This is a genomic window from Reyranella sp., assembly GCF_030651995.1.
Taxonomy (GTDB): Bacteria; Pseudomonadota; Alphaproteobacteria; order Reyranellales; family Reyranellaceae; genus Reyranella.
Genome location: NZ_JAUSBN010000055.1, coordinates 80,013 through 95,304 on the forward strand (window position 1 = coordinate 80,013; position 15,292 = coordinate 95,304).

At 66.5% G+C, this 15,292-nt stretch carries 15 protein-coding genes; 11 read left to right on the forward strand and 4 right to left on the reverse strand.

Annotation, left to right across the window (positions count from 1 at the left end):
- Positions 1 to 18: 18 nt before the first annotated feature.
- The 3 genes from Q7V45_RS17195 to Q7V45_RS17205 all read right to left on the reverse strand — a co-directional run bounded on the left by Q7V45_RS17195 (position 19) and on the right by Q7V45_RS17205 (position 2,937).
- Positions 19 to 414, reverse strand: coding sequence for a Zn-ribbon domain-containing OB-fold protein (locus tag Q7V45_RS17195; RefSeq protein WP_304854219.1), 396 nt, complete (start codon positions 412 to 414; stop codon positions 19 to 21).
- A 3-nt stretch (positions 415 to 417) separates the two neighbouring features.
- Complete coding sequence (locus tag Q7V45_RS17200; RefSeq protein ID WP_304854221.1) at positions 418 to 1,590, reverse strand: thiolase domain-containing protein; 1,173 nt, start codon at positions 1,588 to 1,590, stop codon at positions 418 to 420.
- Between the two features lie 132 nt (positions 1,591 to 1,722).
- Positions 1,723 to 2,937: an LLM class flavin-dependent oxidoreductase gene (locus tag Q7V45_RS17205; protein ID WP_304854222.1), complete on the reverse strand. Its 1,215-nt coding sequence runs from the start codon at positions 2,935 to 2,937 to the stop codon at positions 1,723 to 1,725.
- Positions 2,938 to 3,014: 77 nt separating this feature from the next.
- Between Q7V45_RS17205 and Q7V45_RS17210 the strand changes: the two genes are divergently transcribed.
- The 9 genes from Q7V45_RS17210 to Q7V45_RS17250 are packed head-to-tail and all read left to right on the forward strand — an operon-like array spanning position 3,015 to position 12,266.
- Positions 3,015 to 5,354: a CaiB/BaiF CoA-transferase family protein gene (locus Q7V45_RS17210; RefSeq protein WP_304854223.1), complete on the forward strand. Its 2,340-nt coding sequence runs from the start codon at positions 3,015 to 3,017 to the stop codon at positions 5,352 to 5,354.
- Between the two features lie 3 nt (positions 5,355 to 5,357).
- The gene (locus Q7V45_RS17215) at positions 5,358 to 6,338 is read left to right on the forward strand and encodes a nitronate monooxygenase family protein (protein ID WP_304854224.1); all 981 of its coding nucleotides are present in this window, start codon (positions 5,358 to 5,360) and stop codon (positions 6,336 to 6,338) included.
- Between the two features lie 57 nt (positions 6,339 to 6,395).
- Positions 6,396 to 7,508, forward strand: coding sequence for an S-(hydroxymethyl)glutathione dehydrogenase/class III alcohol dehydrogenase (locus tag Q7V45_RS17220; protein WP_304854226.1), 1,113 nt, complete (start codon positions 6,396 to 6,398; stop codon positions 7,506 to 7,508).
- A gap of 41 nt (positions 7,509 to 7,549) precedes the next feature.
- Positions 7,550 to 8,431 (forward strand): MBL fold metallo-hydrolase, encoded by an 882-nt coding sequence (locus Q7V45_RS17225; RefSeq protein WP_304854228.1) that lies wholly within the window; start codon positions 7,550 to 7,552, stop codon positions 8,429 to 8,431.
- On the forward strand, positions 8,428 to 9,267 hold the full coding sequence (locus tag Q7V45_RS17230) for an SMP-30/gluconolactonase/LRE family protein (protein ID WP_304854230.1): 840 nt from the start codon (positions 8,428 to 8,430) through the stop codon (positions 9,265 to 9,267). Before Q7V45_RS17225 ends, Q7V45_RS17230 begins: the two co-directional genes overlap by 4 nt.
- Positions 9,268 to 9,276: 9 nt before the next feature.
- Positions 9,277 to 10,098: an SDR family NAD(P)-dependent oxidoreductase gene (locus Q7V45_RS17235; RefSeq protein WP_304854232.1), complete on the forward strand. Its 822-nt coding sequence runs from the start codon at positions 9,277 to 9,279 to the stop codon at positions 10,096 to 10,098.
- A gap of 22 nt (positions 10,099 to 10,120) precedes the next feature.
- Complete coding sequence (locus Q7V45_RS17240) at positions 10,121 to 10,675, forward strand: carboxymuconolactone decarboxylase family protein (protein WP_304854234.1); 555 nt, start codon at positions 10,121 to 10,123, stop codon at positions 10,673 to 10,675.
- Positions 10,675 to 11,475, forward strand: a complete 801-nt coding sequence (locus Q7V45_RS17245; protein ID WP_304854235.1) for an SDR family NAD(P)-dependent oxidoreductase — start codon at positions 10,675 to 10,677, stop codon at positions 11,473 to 11,475. The genes Q7V45_RS17240 and Q7V45_RS17245 overlap by 1 nt, the downstream gene beginning before the upstream one ends.
- 32 nt (positions 11,476 to 11,507) lie before the next feature.
- The gene (locus tag Q7V45_RS17250; RefSeq protein WP_304854236.1) at positions 11,508 to 12,266 is read left to right on the forward strand and encodes an SDR family NAD(P)-dependent oxidoreductase; all 759 of its coding nucleotides are present in this window, start codon (positions 11,508 to 11,510) and stop codon (positions 12,264 to 12,266) included.
- Here Q7V45_RS17250 and Q7V45_RS17255 read toward each other — a convergent pair.
- Complete coding sequence (locus tag Q7V45_RS17255; protein ID WP_304854237.1) at positions 12,220 to 13,131, reverse strand: LysR substrate-binding domain-containing protein; 912 nt, start codon at positions 13,129 to 13,131, stop codon at positions 12,220 to 12,222. The two genes, Q7V45_RS17250 and Q7V45_RS17255, sit on opposite strands and share 47 nt — an antisense overlap.
- Positions 13,132 to 13,249: 118 nt before the next feature.
- Between Q7V45_RS17255 and psrA the strand changes: the two genes are divergently transcribed.
- Together psrA and phnD are read left to right on the forward strand one after the other, a co-directional pair.
- Positions 13,250 to 14,362 carry an iron-containing alcohol dehydrogenase PsrA gene (gene psrA, locus Q7V45_RS17260; RefSeq protein WP_304854239.1) on the forward strand — a complete coding sequence of 371 codons (1,113 nt, stop codon included), beginning with the start codon at positions 13,250 to 13,252 and terminating at the stop codon, positions 14,360 to 14,362.
- A gap of 32 nt (positions 14,363 to 14,394) precedes the next feature.
- Entirely contained in the window at positions 14,395 to 15,270 is an 876-nt protein-coding gene (gene phnD / locus Q7V45_RS17265; protein ID WP_304854241.1) for a phosphonate ABC transporter substrate-binding protein, read from the forward strand.
- Positions 15,271 to 15,292: the final 22 nt, after the last annotated feature.

The following is a 15,292-nucleotide window of genomic DNA, read 5'->3' on the forward strand; positions in this document are numbered from 1 at the left end:
GCCTCCCGCCAACGAGCGTCAAACCGGTGTGAACATCGCCAACGGCGGACCGCCGTCGGTCGGCTTGAAGACCAGCTTCACGGCCTGCTCACACTTCAGCGCGTCGAAGTCGCAGTCGACGATGTTGGTCACCATGCGCGGGCCCTCGGCCAGCGTCACGTACGCCATGGCGTACGGGACAGGCGCGCGGCGCATGACGCTGAACGAATAGATCGTGCCCTTGCCCGAAGCTTCGACCCATTCGGTGTCGTCGCTGAAGCAGAACGGGCAGATCGTGCGCGGATAATGGTGCGCCTGGCCACAGCTCTTGCACTTGCGCACCAGCAGCTTGCCCTTGCCGGCAGCGTCCCAGTAGGCCTCAGTCTCCTGGCTGATGGCGGGCGCGGGCAGCTTGCGTTCCTTGGCCTCGGCCATGGTCTACTCCCTTTCCAGAATGATGGTGGCGCTGCCGTGCCGCAGGCCGAGCGAGCCGCCCGTGCCGTGCGCGACCGCCAGATTGCAGTTCGCCACCTGCACCTTGGGGTGCGCCTCGCCGCGGAGCTGACGCACCGCCTCGAGGACCTTGGTGAGGCCGCCACGGTTGCCCGGGTGGTTGCTGCAGAGGCCACCGCCATCGGTGTTGAACGGCAGCTTGCCCGTCCCGGAGATCAGGTTGCCGTCAGCGACGAAGGCGCCGCCCTTGCCCTTCTCGCAGAAGCCGAGATCCTCGAGCTGCATCAGGACCGTGATGGTGAAGCTGTCGTAGATCGAGGCGTACTTGATGTCGGCGGGCTTGACGCCCGCCTCGGCGAAGGCCGCCGCGCCGGTGAAGCGCGCACCCGAGTAGGTGAGATCGACCTTGCCGCCCATCTGCGTCTTCACGAACTCCGAGGCGCCCAGCAGCTTGACCTTCGGCCGTTTGAGCTTGGCCGCGATCTCCGGCGCCACGACGACGATCGCGCCACCGCCGTCGGTGATGACGCAGCAGTCGAGCCGATGCAGCGGATCGGAGATCATCGGCGAGTTCACGACCTCCTCGACCGTGACCACGTCCTTCAGCAGCGCGTGCGGATTGTATTGCGCATGGTGCGAGGCGGCGACCTTGATCCAGGCGAGTTGCTCGGAGGTCGTGCCGTACTCGTACATGTGGCGCATGGCGCACATCGCGTACATGTTCACCACGGTCGGACCGTAGGGAAACTCGAACGGTTCGTCGGGGGTCGGCGTGCCGCCGCGGCTGCGCGGCACGGTGCCGGTCGCCATGCCCTCGGCGCGCGGCCGGCCGGCGAGGGTGATCAACGCCACCTTGCACTTGCCGGCGGCGATCGCCTCGGCGGCGTGGCCGACATGCAGCACATAGGAGGAGCCGCCGGTGTCCGTCGAATCGACGTGGCGCGGCTTCAGCCCCATGTATTCGACCATGGACATCGGGCCGAGGCCCGGTGCGTCGCCGGCGCAGAAATAGCCGTCGACATCGTCCTTCGTGAGGCCCGCATCCTCCAGCGCGCCCTTGGCGCACTGCGCATGGATCTGGGCCAACGAGATATCCTTCGCGAGCCGCGTCGGATGCTCATAGATTCCCGCAATATAGGCCTTGCCCTTGATGCTCATCGGCGAGCCATCCCCCTTGTCGATTGTGCAGCGCACATGGTGGGGGATCGCAGCCTCACAGGAAAGTGCGCTCTTTCGCTCCGAAGAACGATGCTCGGCTCTGCGGAACGCGAGAGGACTCCCCGGCGACGATCAATCGCCCGCGACGTCGCGCGCGCCGGGCGTGCGGGCGCGGAATTCCTCGGGGGCTTCGCGGCCGGCATCGGTGAAGGCCTTCTTCACCGCCGCCACGTTCGGACCGAAGATGCCCTTGCGATTGTCCTTGGCCCACTGGTTCGAGTTGATGATCGTGTCGAGCGAACCCTGGAAGCGCGGCATCACGTAGCGCGCGAACAGCTCGTAGGAGCGCAGGATCTGCTCGCGCGTCGCCCATTCGTGGGCGCGGAACAGGACGCCGCCGAAGCCGCCGTTGGAGAAGCCGAGGAGCCGCTCGATGCCCTTGGCCACCGTGTCGGGACTGCCGACCAGGGTCGTGCCCATCTTTACGCCGTCGCGCAGCGGATCGTCGGCGCGGCCCGGCGGGCGGCCGAGCGTGTCCTCGAAATAGGTCATGGTCTCGCGACGCTCGCCGGCATGGACCTCGCGCAACGCCTGCTCGTCATCCTCCGTCACATGGCAGTTCACCACGACGCGCCACTTGCTGCGGTCCGCCGTCTTGCCGTGCTTGGCCGCCGTCTCCTCGTAGATGCCCCACTGCTTGCCGAGCATCTCTGGCCCGCCTGGGATACCGGCGCCGATCGACAGGACGCCGAGGCCGTGCTTGCCGGCGGCAATCATGCCCGACGGGGTGATGGTGCTGGCGCAGGCGATCGGGAAATGCGGGTAGCTGTAGGGCGCGAGATGGAGCCGCGCCTCCTTCAGCTCGAACCAGTCCGTCTTCATCGTGACCGGCTCCTTGCATTCCAGCAGGCGCATGATCGCCTCGAGCGCCTCCTCCATGCGCGGGCGCTGGGTCGAGGGATCGATGCCCATCATGTAGGCATCCGACGGCAGCGCCCCGGGACCGCAGCCCAGCATCGTGCGGCCGCGCGACATGTGGTCGAGCTGCACGAAGCGGTTCGCGACCATCAGCGGATGATGATAGGGCAGACTGGTCACGCCGGAGCCGAGGCGGATGTAGCGTGTGCGCTCGATGGCGGCGCCGATGAAGACTTCCGGCGACGCGATGGTCTCCCAGCCGGCGGAATGATGCTCGCCGATCCAGGCTTCGTCGTAGCCCAGCTCGTCGATCCACTCGATCAGCTCCATGTCGCGTGCCATCGAGAGAGTCGGGTTCTCGCCGACGCGATGGAACGGCGCCAGGAAGATGCCGAACGTAAGTCCCTTGTGATTACCGGTCTGTGCCATTGAAGTCCTCCATCACGCGCGACGGTAGCATGTGCGCGACGTTGACCGCAGCACCGGCTTGCGCAGATCATCGCGCAATGTCCGAGACTCCTTCCCTGCCGCTCGCGCGCTTCACGATCGTCGAGGTTAACGACGCAAAAGCGCCGCTCTGCCTGCGTCTTGCGACATCTCTCGCGGCCAAGATCGCGGCCGATCTCGGCGCCGACGTGCTGAAGATCGAGCCGCCTGAGGGCGATCCGGTGCGTCGTGCGCCGCCCTTGCTGCCGCAGGGCGGAAGCGCGCTGTTCGAGTTTCTCAACACGTCGAAGCGCTCCCTGGTGCTCGATCTTGCAAGCGAGTCCGGCCGCACCGCGCTTGCCCGTCTGGTCGACAAGGCCGACGTCGTGCTGTTCGAAGAGTCGGCTTCCGTCGCTGCATCCCTGCGGAAGGCGAAGGCCACGCCGGTCGAGATCGCGGCTTTTCCGCTCGAGATGGATGCAGCGCAGCGTCCCGTCAGCGAGCTGGTGATACAGGCGCTGGGTGGGCTGATGCACATGGTGGGCGAGCCGGCACGCAAGCCGCTGAAGCTGGGTGGCCACCAGGCTCCCTATCCCGCTGGGCTCACCGCCTTCACCGGGCTCATGACGGCACTCGCCGCGCGTGACACCGGGCGCCGGGCGCCCTCGGTGCGCGTGTCGCTCGCTGAAGTGATGCAGTGGGTGAACTGGAAGGCGGCCTCCGGCGCCGCCGCCACGGGCATCTCGCCCGGCCGCGAGGGCAAGAACTCGGAATTCCAGGTCCTGCCGTGCCGCGACGGCCATGTCGCCGTCGTCTACACCGTCACCCAGTGGCCGGCGACGCGCGCCCTGATCGGCGATGCACGGCTCGACGATCCGAAGTTCGGCACGCGGGCCGGCCGTCGCCAGAACATCGCCGAACTCTATGCCGCACTCGCGCCGTGGTTCGCCGACAAGACGCGCGACGAGATCCAGAAGGTCGCGCAGGCCAAGGGCGTCCCGTTCGGCCCCATCTTCTCGCCGGCCGAGCTGCTGCAGACGGAGCAATACGTGGCGCGCGGCTTCCTGGCCGACATGGCGCATCCCACCGAGGGCACGCTGCGCCTGCCGCAACTTCCCGTGCAATGGAACGGCCGCTCCTTCACCCCGCGGCCGGCGCCTGATCTTCCCCCTCCCCATTCAAATGGGGAGGTGCCCTCGTCATACGAGGGCGGAGGGGTCAGAGGCCGACCCGCGAAGGATATGACCCCTCCGTCGAGGATGACCGCGACACCTCCCCATTTGAATGGGGAAGTTGGCGACCACCCCCTCACCGGTGTGCGCGTGCTCGACTTCGGACTGCTGACCGCGGGCGCGAACACCTCGGCCATGCTGGCCGATCTCGGCGCCGACGTGATCAAAATCGAGTCCGGCGCCTATCTCGATCCGTTCCGCGTCGTCGGCAAGATCGACAGCGACGAGGGCTGGTGGAACCGCTCGCCGCAGTTCCGCTTCACCAACCGCAACAAGCGCGGGCTGGCGCTGAACCTGAAAGACCCCGAGGGCCAACGCGTCATCCGCGAACTCGTCACGCACTGCGACGTCGTGGTCGAGAATTTCCGCCGCGGCGTGCTCGATCGCGCGGGTCTCGGCTACAAGGAGCTGAGCGCGATCAACCCGCGCCTGGTGTTCGCCGCCATATCGAGCCAGGGCGACACCGGGCCCGAGCGCATGAACGTGTCGTTCGGCAGCACGCTCGACGCCACCTCGGGCATCGCCTCGCTCACCGGCTACGAGGGCGAGGAGCCGCGCATCTCCGGCATGGACGTGAACTATCCCGACCAGATCGTGTCGCTGTTCGCCACCGGCATCGTCATCGCCGCCGTTGCCGAGGCGCGCCGCACCGGCAAGGGCGCGTTCCTCGACTTCTCCCAGCGCGAGGTGGCGTCGTTCACGCTCGGCGAGGAGATCCTTGCTGCGTCGGCCGATCCGAACCATCGGCTGGCGCCACGCGGCAATACCGAAGCCGGCGTGGCGCAGCAGGACTCCTATCAGTGCGGCGACGGCAAATGGCTGGCCGTGACTCTCGACACACCCGATCCATCGATGGCGACTTTCTGCGCCGCCAGAGATCGGGACGACGCATTGAAGATGCTCCTCGGCAAAGGCATCGCCGCCGCCCCCTGCCTCGACGGCAACGATCTCCTGCGCGACACCAAACTGCAGGGCGTCACGCTGGTGCGCGACGAGAATGGCAGCCTCGTGAAGGGTCTGCCTTACCGGCTCGACGGCAAAGGTCTCGCCATCGAGCGGCCCGCCCCGGATCTCGGCCAGCATACCGAGGAGGTTTTGCGCGAGCTGTTGGGCTACGAGGACGCCCGCCTGAAGCAGTTGAACGATAGCGGCGTGACCTCGACCACGCCCACCATCGGAGAGGTTTGATCCATGCCGCGCGCCGAAGTGCACAAGTTGATGGAGCGCATGGCGATCCCCGCCATCGCCGCTCCCATGTTCCTGGTTTCCAATCCCGCGCTGACGCTCGCCTGCTGCGGCGAGGGGCTGATGGGCAGCTTCCCCGCCCACGGCACACGCAGCCGCGAGGAGTTTCAGGCCTGGCTCGACGAGATGGTCGAGGGCATGAAGCGCCTGGAGGATGCCGGCAAGAAGCCCGCGCCCTGGGCGGTCAACCTCGTCGTCCATGCCTCGAACCCGCGCTATCAGGGCGATCTGGAACTGGTCGAGAAATACAAGGTGCCGGTCGTGCTCACCTCGAAGGGCGCGCCGGGCGATGCCATCCAGCGCATCCACGGCTGGGGCGCCGTGGCGCTCCACGACATCGCCAACCGCCGCCACGCCGAAAAGGCGCTGGAGGCGGGGGTCGACGGCGTGATCGCGGTGGCAGGAGGCGCCGGCGGCCATACCGGCACCATCAACCCCTTTGCGCTGATGAACGAAGTGCGCCAGCTGGGCGACAGCTTCGCGATCGTGCTGGCCGGCGGCCAGACGACGGGCCGTGACGTGCTGGCCGCCGAGGCGATGGGCGCCGACCTCGCCTATATCGGCACGCGCTTCATCGCGACGCAGGAGGCGATGGCGGCACAGGCGCACAAAGACATGATCCTGGGCACGCGCGCGACCGACGTGTTCCTCACCGCCTCGATCGACGGTGCGCCGGCCAACTGGCTGACGCCCAGCCTGCTGGCCGCCGGCATCGACCTCGACGTGCTGCGCACCACGCTGCCCGGCAAGATCGTGGCGGCAGCGGAGAACAGGAAGCGCTGGAAGGACATCTACACGGCGGGTCACGGCGTCGGGAACATCGACGACGTCCCCGCCGCCGCCGACCTCGTCCGGCGCCTGATCCGCCAATATCGCGAGGCGAAGGCTGAAATGGCGCGCAGCCTCGCCGGCCGCGCCGCAGCGTAGACGGTGGGCGTCCCCCTGCTCTAGGTTTCGGCTCCAGAGTTTCGAGGGGGTATCCGCGTGAAGACAAAGGCAGCCGTCTGTTTCGAAGCCGGCAAGAACCTCGAGATCGAGACCGTCGATCTCGAAGGGCCGAAGTTCGGCGAGGTCCTGGTCGAGATCAAGGCGTCGGGCGTGTGCCACACGGACGAGTTCACGCGGTCCGGCGGCGATCCCGAGGGCCTGTTCCCGGTGATCTTCGGCCATGAGGGCGCCGGCGTGGTGGTCGATGTCGGGCCGGGGATCGTGTCGCTGAAGAAGGGCGATCACGTGATTCCGCTCTACACGCCGGAATGCCGCCAGTGCAAATCCTGCGTCTCGGGCAAGACCAACCTCTGCACCTCGATCCGCGCCACCCAGGGACAGGGCGTGATGCCCGACGGCACGTCGCGCTTCTCGATCAAGGGCAGGAAGATCCATCACTACATGGGCTGCTCGACCTTCTCGAACTACACGGTGCTGCCCGAGATCGCGCTGGCGAAAATCCGTCCCGACGCGCCGTTCGACAAGGTCTGCTACATCGGCTGCGGCGTCACCACGGGCATCGGTGCGGTGATCAACACCGCCAAGGTCGAGGCCGGCGCCAACGTCGTGGTGTTCGGTCTCGGCGGCATCGGTCTCAACGTGCTGCAGGGCGCGCGCATGGTCGGCGCCAACATGATCGTCGGCGTCGATCTCAACCCGGCCCGCGAGGCGCTCGGCCGCAAGTTCGGCATGACGCACTTCGTCAATCCCTCGACGCTCGGGGACAAGGATCTGGTCGCGCATCTCGTCGAACTGACCGATGGCGGCGCGGATTACAGCTTCGAATGCGTCGGCAGCACGAAGCTGATGCGCCAGGCGCTGGAATGCTGTCACCGCGGCTGGGGCAAGTCGGTCATCATCGGCGTCGCTGGCGCGGGCCAGGAGATCGCCACGCGCCCGTTCCAGCTGGTCACCGGACGGACCTGGATGGGCACCGCCTTCGGCGGCGCCAAGGGCCGCCGCGACGTGCCCAAGATCGTCGACTGGTACATGGACGGCAAGATCGACATCGATTCGCTGATCACCCACACGATGCCGGTCGAGAAGATCAACGATGCTTTCGACCTGATGCACAAGGGCGAGTCGATCCGCAGCGTCGTGACGTTCTGACGGCGCTCTTCTCGCCGTCCCATTCCGGAGGAAGCCACGCCATGACCGTGCGAAAGCTGGGCGGAGCCACCATCGAGAAGGTCGAGGAGATTTGCGGTCCGGGCTTCAAGCCCGGCCGCATGTTTCCCAGGTTCGACCAGGAAGCCTTCGACGCCCAGAAGGGCTGGATGGTGCCGGAGCACGTGCAGGAGGGTAGCGACCGGCTGATCGGCTCGGTCCATACCTGGGTCGTCAAGACACCGAAGCACACGATTCTGATCGACACCTGTCTCGGCAATCACAAGCAGCGCCACAATCCCGGCTGGAGCGGCCTCAACACACCGTTCCTCGATCGGCTCAAGGCCTGCGGCTGCCCCGCAGAGTCCGTCGATTTCGTGATGTGCACACACCTGCACGTCGACCATGTCGGCTGGAACACCAAGCTCGAGAATGGTCGCTGGGTGCCGACCTTCCCGAACGCCAAGTACCTGTTCGCCAAGCGCGAGTACGCGCACTGGGAGAGTGAGCGCAAAGCGCAAGGTGAAGGCAAGGTGAACGATGGCTCGTTCGACGATTCGGTTCTACCCATCGTCGAAGCCGGCAAGGCAGTGATGATCGAGAGCGACCACCAGCCCGATCCGCTGCTCACCATCAGGGACTATCCCGGCCACACGCCGGGCTCGATCGCGATCAACCTCAAGGACCAGGGCAAGCAGGCCTGTTTCTCGGGCGACATCATGCACCACCCGATCCAGGTCTATCACCCCGACTGGTCGAGCCAGTTCTGCTGGGACCAGGCCATGTCGGCGGTCTCGCGCCGCAAGCTTCTCGAGGATTGCGTCGAGAGCAACGCGCTGCTCTGCCCCGCCCATTTTCCCGGCGCCAATGCGGGCTACGTCAAACCCCAGGGCAACTCTTTCCGCATCGAATGGGACCGGCCATGAAGCTCGAACCGCTGCTCGACGGCCTCTCCTTCGGCGAAGGCCCGCGCTGGCGTGACGACCGGCTGTTTTTTTCGGACTTCTATGTCCGCCAGGTGCGGACCGTCGACGAGAGCGGCAAGACCGAAACGATCGTCGAAGTGCCGGGGCAGCCCTCCGGACTGGGCTGGCGTCCGGACGGCACGATGCTGATCGTCAGCATGACCGACCGCCGTCTGATGCGATTCGCGGGCGGCAAGCTCACCGTCGAGGCAGAGCTGGGCGGGATCGCGACCGGCCTGTGCAACGACATGATCGTCGATGCCAAGGGCCGCGCCTATGTCGGCAATTTCGGCTTCGACCGGCACGCGGGCGAGAAGCCGCGTCCCGCCGTGCTGGCCCGGGTCGATCCCGACGGCTCGGTTCATGCCGCCGCCGACGAGCTGATGTTCCCCAACGGGACCGTCATCACGCCCGACGGCAGGACGATGATCATCGGCGAAACCTTCGCCAAGCGTCTCACGGCCTTCGACATCGCCGACGACGGCACCCTGTCCAACCGGCGCATCTGGGCCGAGACGCCGACCTGCAATCCCGACGGCATCTGCCTCGATGCCGAGGGCGGCATTTGGGTCACCGGCGCCTTCACCCACCACATGGTCCGCGTGCTCGAAGGCGGCAAGGTCACGCACGATCTCGATCTCGGCGAACGCGCGGCCTATGCCTGCATGCTGGGCGGCAGGGACCACCGCACGCTTTTTGTCGTCACGAACAGCGGCAGCGGCCCCGCCATTGCCGACAAGAAGGATGGCCGCATCGAAACGATGCGCGTCGACGTGCCCGGCGCCGGCCTGCCCTAGGAGGAAACTGTGAAAGGTCCAGAGGACGATGCCGGCCTGGCCGGCAAGGTGGCGATCATTTCCGGCGGCGGCGCCGCCGGCGACGGCATCGGCAACGGACGCGCCGCGGCGATCCTGCTGGCCCGCGCCGGCACCCGCGTGCTGGTGGCCGACAGGGACCTCAAGCTCGCGCAACGCACCGTCGAAATGATCCAGGCCGAGGGCGGCCTGCCTGCCGCGGCCCATGCCGGCGACATGACGCAGGAGGCCGAGTGCAAGCGGCTGGTCGATGCCGCGGTCGATCGCTGGGGACGGCTCGACTTCCTCGACAACAATATCGGCATCGGCAGCCGCGGCTCGGTCGTCGACGAGAAGCCCGAGGAGTTTCGTCGCGTGATGCAGGTCAACGTCGAGACGATGTTCCTGCTCTCCAAGCACGCGATCCCGGCCATGATCAAGACCGCCAAGGGCGGCTCGATCGTGAACATTTCGTCGATCTCGGCGCTGCGGCCGCGCGGTCTCACGACCTACACGGCCTCCAAGGCCGCCGTCATCGGCCTCAGCCAGGCGATGGCCGTCGACCATGGCCGCGACGGTATTCGCGTGAACTGTATCTGCCCCGGCCCGGTCTACACACCGATGGTCTATGCCCGCGGCAACGGCATGAGCGAGGCCGCGCGCGCCCAGCGCGCCAAGGCCTCCGTCCTCAAGACCGAGGGCACGGGCTGGGACGTCGGCCATGCGGTGCGTTTCCTGCTGAGCAACCATGCCCGCTACATCACCGGCCAGGTCCTTGTCGTCGACGGCGGTGTGACGCTGCAGGGTCCGGAACGCGAGTCGCAAGATCACTGAATAAAAGGGAGAAACAACCAAGATGGCCCGCCTGCCCTACCTCGAGCCCGACCAAGTCGCGCCCGAATATCGCGACATGCTCAAGCGCAACACCAACCTGCACAAGCTTCTGGTCAACTCGCCCGACATGGCGCGGGCCTTCAGCGGGCTGGGCGGCTACATCCGCTTCAAGAGCAAGCTGGATCCCCGCCTGCGCGAGCTCGCCATCCTGCAGGTCGGCTGGCTTGAGAAGTCGGAGTACGAATTCACCCACCATGTGAAGATCGGCAAGGAGTTCGGCGTCACCGACGAGGACATCCAGGCCCTGATGGCGGAGACCGAGGGCAAGCCCTCGAAGCTCGAGCCGCTCGCCAAGGCGATCCTCAGGGGCGCGCGCGAGATGGTGAAGGACCTCGCGATGTCCGACGCCACCTTTGCGGAGATCAAGAAGGAATTGTCCGACGAGCACATGACCGACCTCGTGCTCACCATCGCCTTCTACTGCGCCGTCGTCCGCGTGCTCGCCACCATGCAGATCGACAATGAGCCGCAGTACAAGGAAGTGCTCAAACAGTACCCGATCCCGGGAGTGAAGTGATGCGCCTGAAAGATCGAGTCGCCATCGTCGTCGGCGCCGGACAGAGCCCCGGCGAAGGCATGGGCAACGGCCGCGCCACCGCCCTCACCTTTGCGCGCGAGGGCGCCAAGGTCCTCTGCGTCGATCACAATCTCGAGTCGGCGAAGGAAACCGTCGAGATGATCGGCGTCAACCAGGGCACGGCGGTCGCCTTCAAGGCCGACGTGACCAAGGGCGCCGACCTCAAGGCCATGGTCGATGAGACGCATGCGCGCTGGGGCCGGGTCGACATCCTGCACAACAATGTCGGCGTCTCGCTGGCGGGCGGCGATGCCGAGCTGCTCGACATCACCGAGGAAGCCTTCGACCGCTGCACCGCGATCAACCTCAAGAGCTGCATCTTCGCCGCCAAGCATGTGCTCCCGATCATGCGCGAGCAGCAGAGCGGCGTGATCATCAACATCTCGTCGATGGCCGTGATCACCACCTATCCCTACGTCGCCTACAAGGCAACCAAGTCGGCGATGGTGTCCTTCACCGAGCAGCTCGCCTACCAGAACGCGCAATACGGCATCCGTGCCAACGTGATCCTGCCTGGGCTGATGAACACCCCCATGGCCGTCGACACGCGGGCCCGGACGTTCAAGAAGAGCCGGGCCGAGGTCGAGGCCGAACGCGATTCCAAGGTGCCGCTGCGCAAGAAGATGGGCACCGGCTGGGACGTCGCAAACGCCGCCCTCTTCCTCGCCTCCGACGAGGCGAGCTTCATCACCGGCGTGACCCTCCCGGTCGACGGCGGCGCCAGCGTGCGGCGCGGCTAGCTAGAGGCACGAACTTTGCGTCGGCTGGCACCATGAACCGACTTGCCGGCAAGACCGCCCTCATCACCGGTGCCTCCTCGGGCATCGGCCGTGCCATCGCCAGGAAGTTCCAGGCGGAAGGGGCGACCCTTCTGCTGATGGACATCACCGAGTCCGTGGTCGAAGGCGGCGAGCCGACGCACAGGATCCTGAACGTGCCCTTCTTCCAGGGCGACGTGTCGAAGGAGGAGGATGTCGAGGAAGCCGTGCGCCGGGCCGCCTTGCCGACCGGCCGGCTCGACATCGTGGTCAACGACGCCGCCATCCGCTCGGCGAAGAAGCTCACCGACACCAGCCTCGCGGAATGGAACCGCGTGATGGAGGTGAACGTCACCGGCGTCTTCCTGATGTGCCGCGCCGCGGTGCGCCGGATGCTGACGCAGGAGATCCGCAACGAGGCGCGCGGGCGCATCGTCAACATCTCCTCGCAGCACGGCATGATTTCCTCGCCCGAGGATTTCTCCTATGGCGTATCGAAGTCGGCGGTCGTCTACATCACGCGCCAGATCGCCTCGGACTACGGCCGTGACAGCGTCATCTGCAACGCCGTGGCGCCGGGGAAAATCCTCACCGGCAAGACCGGCCGCGCGATCGAACCGCGCTGGATCGACTATTCCCATGCCCGCACGCCCCTGCCGCGGCTCGGCCGCTCCGAAGACGTGGCCAATGCCGCCCTGTTCCTCGCCTCCGACGAAGCGACGTTCATCACCGGCGAGAACTTGATGGTCGACGGCGGCTGGATGGCGAACTGACCGGCAGCAGGCCGGCCAGTACCTGAAGGAAGGCATGCACGAGGCGCGCCTTCTGCCGTTCCTTCAAATGCACGACATGGGCGTAGGTATAGATCTCTGCGTCCGCGATCGGCACGGGCCGGATGCGCGGATCGGGAATGAACTCCGCCTCCGACACCACGCCCATCCCGATCCCCTTGGCCACCGCCTCGCGGATCGATTCTCGGCTGCCGATCTCCATGACGATCCGGGGCCGCACGTTGGCCTCCCGCATCGCCTGGTCGAAGGCGCGGCGCGTCGTCGATCCCGCCTCGCGCACGATCAGCCGTTGCCCCTCCATGTCGCGGGCGCGGATGCTGCGCCGCTGCGCGAAGGGATGATCGATGGGGCAGAAGGCGATGACCCGGTGGCGGCGATAGGGAATCGCGACCAGCCGCGGATCGGGATCGACATGGGCCAGCACCGCCACGTCGGTCCGGTAGTCGAGCAGGTCGCGCAGCGCGTCGCGTGAGTTGCCGACGGTCACCGAAACGTAGAGGCCGGGATGGCGCGCGTTGAAGGCCGCCAGCATGTCGGTGACGTGATAGGGACCGACCGCGCCGACGCGCAGATGGCCGGTCTTGAGGCCACGCGTCTCGTTGAGATAGTCCGCGGCTTCCTTCTCATCGGCGAACAGGCGGCGCGTGATGTCCAGCAGACCGCCGCCGGTCTCGGTGAGCTCGATGCGCCGGCCGCGGCGCACGAACAGCTCGACGCCGAATTCCTGCTCCAGCGACTTCACCTGCGTGGTGATGGTGGGCTGGCTCACGCCCAACTCGCGTGCGGCCGCGGTGAAGCTCAACCGCTGCGCCACGGCATGAAAGGAGCGGAGCTGGGTGTGCCTCATATTGATTTTCTCAATGCGACTTGGAGAATGTTTGAATTGGATAAATGTGAGCAGCGGCCGGAGGATTGTCAAAAGGACGACAAGTCCAAAGCCAGTGAGCCATGGGAGTGAAGCGCGGATGTGGCGCTACCGGAATCCGGTCGACGTGAAATTCGGCGCCGGCGTCTTCGAGACGCTGGGCACGGTTCTGGCCAGCCGTGCCTATTGCCTCGTCACCTACGACGACGCCAACGGCGGCGGGGTCTTCGCCGAGCTCGCGCGGCGCGTCGTGGCCCAGTCCGGCGCGCCGGCCGTGACGGTGAGCAATATCGGCCCCAATCCCGACTTCATCGGCCTCACCCAGTCCTGCCGGACCTATGCAGCGTCGTCCCGCCCCGTCGAGGTCATCGTTGCGCTGGGCGGCGGCTCGGTGATGGACGCCGCCAAGGTACTGGCCGCCGCCAAGGGCGACTTCGAGACGGTCCGGCGCCACCTGGAGACCGGCAAGGACGGCGAGGCGCTGGGCCGCACGCCGATCATCGCCATTCCCACGACGGCGGGCACCGGAAGCGAGGTCACCTCCTGGGCTACCGTCTGGGACACCGGAGCGATGAAGAAGTACTCGCTGGCCCGCGAGACGCTCTACCCCGAAGCGGCGCTGGTCGATCCGCTGCTGACCCTCGGCCTGCCGCGCGCGATCACGATCAGCACCGGCCTCGATGCGCTCAGCCACGCGCTGGAAAGCATCTGGAACGTCAACGCCAACCCGGTGTCGAGCTCACTCGCCGAGGTTGCCGCGCGCGAAGTGATCGAGGCCCTGCCGCTGCTGGCTGACGATCTGCGCAGCGAGGCGCTGCGCACGCGGCTGGCACGCGCCAGCCTGTTCGCGGGCCTCGCCTTCTCCAACACCCGCACCGCGCTCGCCCATTCGCTGTCCTATCACCTGACGTTGCACCACGGCGTTCCGCACGGCATCGCCTGCTCGTTCAGCCTGCCGATGGTGATGCGCGCGGTCGCGGGCTGCGACGCGGCCTGCGATGCCTCGCTGCGGCGCATCTTCGGCAACGACCTGGTCGCCGGCGCCGCGCGACTCGAGACCTTCCTGAAGAAACTCGGCATCTCGCCCGATGCCACCGCACACGGTATCGCCGCGCGCGACTGGTCGCGTCTCGTAGACGACGCGCTGGCGGGCGACCGCGGACGCAACTTCATCGGACGCCGGGAGGCGCTGTTGGCCGAAATGGCCGCTTAGTCAGTCAAGAAAAGAAAACATGGAGGAAACGAATGACCAGGATGACGCGTCGCGATTTCGGGCTTCTCACCGCGGGTTCGCTTCTGGCCGGCGGAACCGTCGCCACCGCCCAGGCCCAGCAGGTCCTGAAGGTGGGCCTGATCCCCTCCGAGGACTCGCGGGCGATGCTCGCCCAGAGCAAGGACATCCTCGACGCGGTCGAGAAGAACTCCGGGATGAAGGTCCAGGGCTTCGTTGCCACCGACTATAACGGCGTTATCGAGGCCCTGCGCGCCAAGCACCTCGACATCGCCTATCTCGGGCCCTTCTCCTACGTTCTGGCCACCACCGTGACGCCGGTCGAGGCCTTCGCCATCGCCGAGACCGCCAAGGCAGGCCGCACCTACTATCACTCCAAGATCATCGCGCTGAAGTCGAGCGGCATCAAAACGCTCGCCGATCTCAAGGGCAGGAACTTCGCCTTCGTCGACCCCGCCTCGACGTCGGGCTACGCCTTCCCGCTGGCGGGCCTGCTCAAGGCCGGCATCGAACCCAAGCGCGACTTCAAGACCGTGATCTTCACCGGCGCGCACGACGCCAATGCGCTGGCCGTCGCCAACGGCAAGGTCGATGCCGCGACCATCGCCGACCGCATCCTCGACGCCGCCATCGCCAAGGGCCACATCAAGGCCGACCAGATCCAGGTCGTCTGGGAGTCCGCGCCGATCCCGGAATCGCCGATGGTGTGGCGCAAGGATCTCTCGCCCGAGACCAAGGCCAAGGTGAAGGCCGCCTTCCTGTCGATCAAGAACCTCAACTGGTCCGACCAGGGCAAGCTGAACGGCTTCAAGGAGACCAACGACCAGGCCTACGACGTCGTGCGCGAGACCGCCAAGCTCGCGAACATCGATCTCAAGAAGCAGAAGTAGCCGCACGCCTGCTTCCAGGGAG

What these genes read in the sequence shown, in the direction of transcription:
- Q7V45_RS17195 (WP_304854219.1), bottom strand. Translation starts at nt 414, where the DNA reads ATGGCCGAGGCCAAGGAACGCAAGCTGCCCGCGCCCGCCATCAGCCAG.
- Q7V45_RS17200 (WP_304854221.1), bottom strand. Translation starts at nt 1,590, where the DNA reads ATGAGCATCAAGGGCAAGGCCTATATTGCGGGAATCTATGAGCATCCG.
- Q7V45_RS17205 (WP_304854222.1), bottom strand. Translation starts at nt 2,937, where the DNA reads ATGGCACAGACCGGTAATCACAAGGGACTTACGTTCGGCATCTTCCTG.
- Q7V45_RS17210 (WP_304854223.1), top strand. Translation starts at nt 3,015, where the DNA reads ATGTCCGAGACTCCTTCCCTGCCGCTCGCGCGCTTCACGATCGTCGAG.
- Q7V45_RS17215 (WP_304854224.1), top strand. Translation starts at nt 5,358, where the DNA reads ATGCCGCGCGCCGAAGTGCACAAGTTGATGGAGCGCATGGCGATCCCC.
- Q7V45_RS17225 (WP_304854228.1), top strand. Translation starts at nt 7,550, where the DNA reads ATGACCGTGCGAAAGCTGGGCGGAGCCACCATCGAGAAGGTCGAGGAG.
- Q7V45_RS17230 (WP_304854230.1), top strand. Translation starts at nt 8,428, where the DNA reads ATGAAGCTCGAACCGCTGCTCGACGGCCTCTCCTTCGGCGAAGGCCCG.
- Q7V45_RS17240 (WP_304854234.1), top strand. Translation starts at nt 10,121, where the DNA reads ATGGCCCGCCTGCCCTACCTCGAGCCCGACCAAGTCGCGCCCGAATAT.
- Q7V45_RS17245 (WP_304854235.1), top strand. Translation starts at nt 10,675, where the DNA reads ATGCGCCTGAAAGATCGAGTCGCCATCGTCGTCGGCGCCGGACAGAGC.
- Q7V45_RS17250 (WP_304854236.1), top strand. Translation starts at nt 11,508, where the DNA reads ATGAACCGACTTGCCGGCAAGACCGCCCTCATCACCGGTGCCTCCTCG.
- Q7V45_RS17255 (WP_304854237.1), bottom strand. Translation starts at nt 13,131, where the DNA reads ATGAGGCACACCCAGCTCCGCTCCTTTCATGCCGTGGCGCAGCGGTTG.
- psrA (WP_304854239.1), top strand. Translation starts at nt 13,250, where the DNA reads ATGTGGCGCTACCGGAATCCGGTCGACGTGAAATTCGGCGCCGGCGTC.
- phnD (WP_304854241.1), top strand. Translation starts at nt 14,395, where the DNA reads ATGACCAGGATGACGCGTCGCGATTTCGGGCTTCTCACCGCGGGTTCG.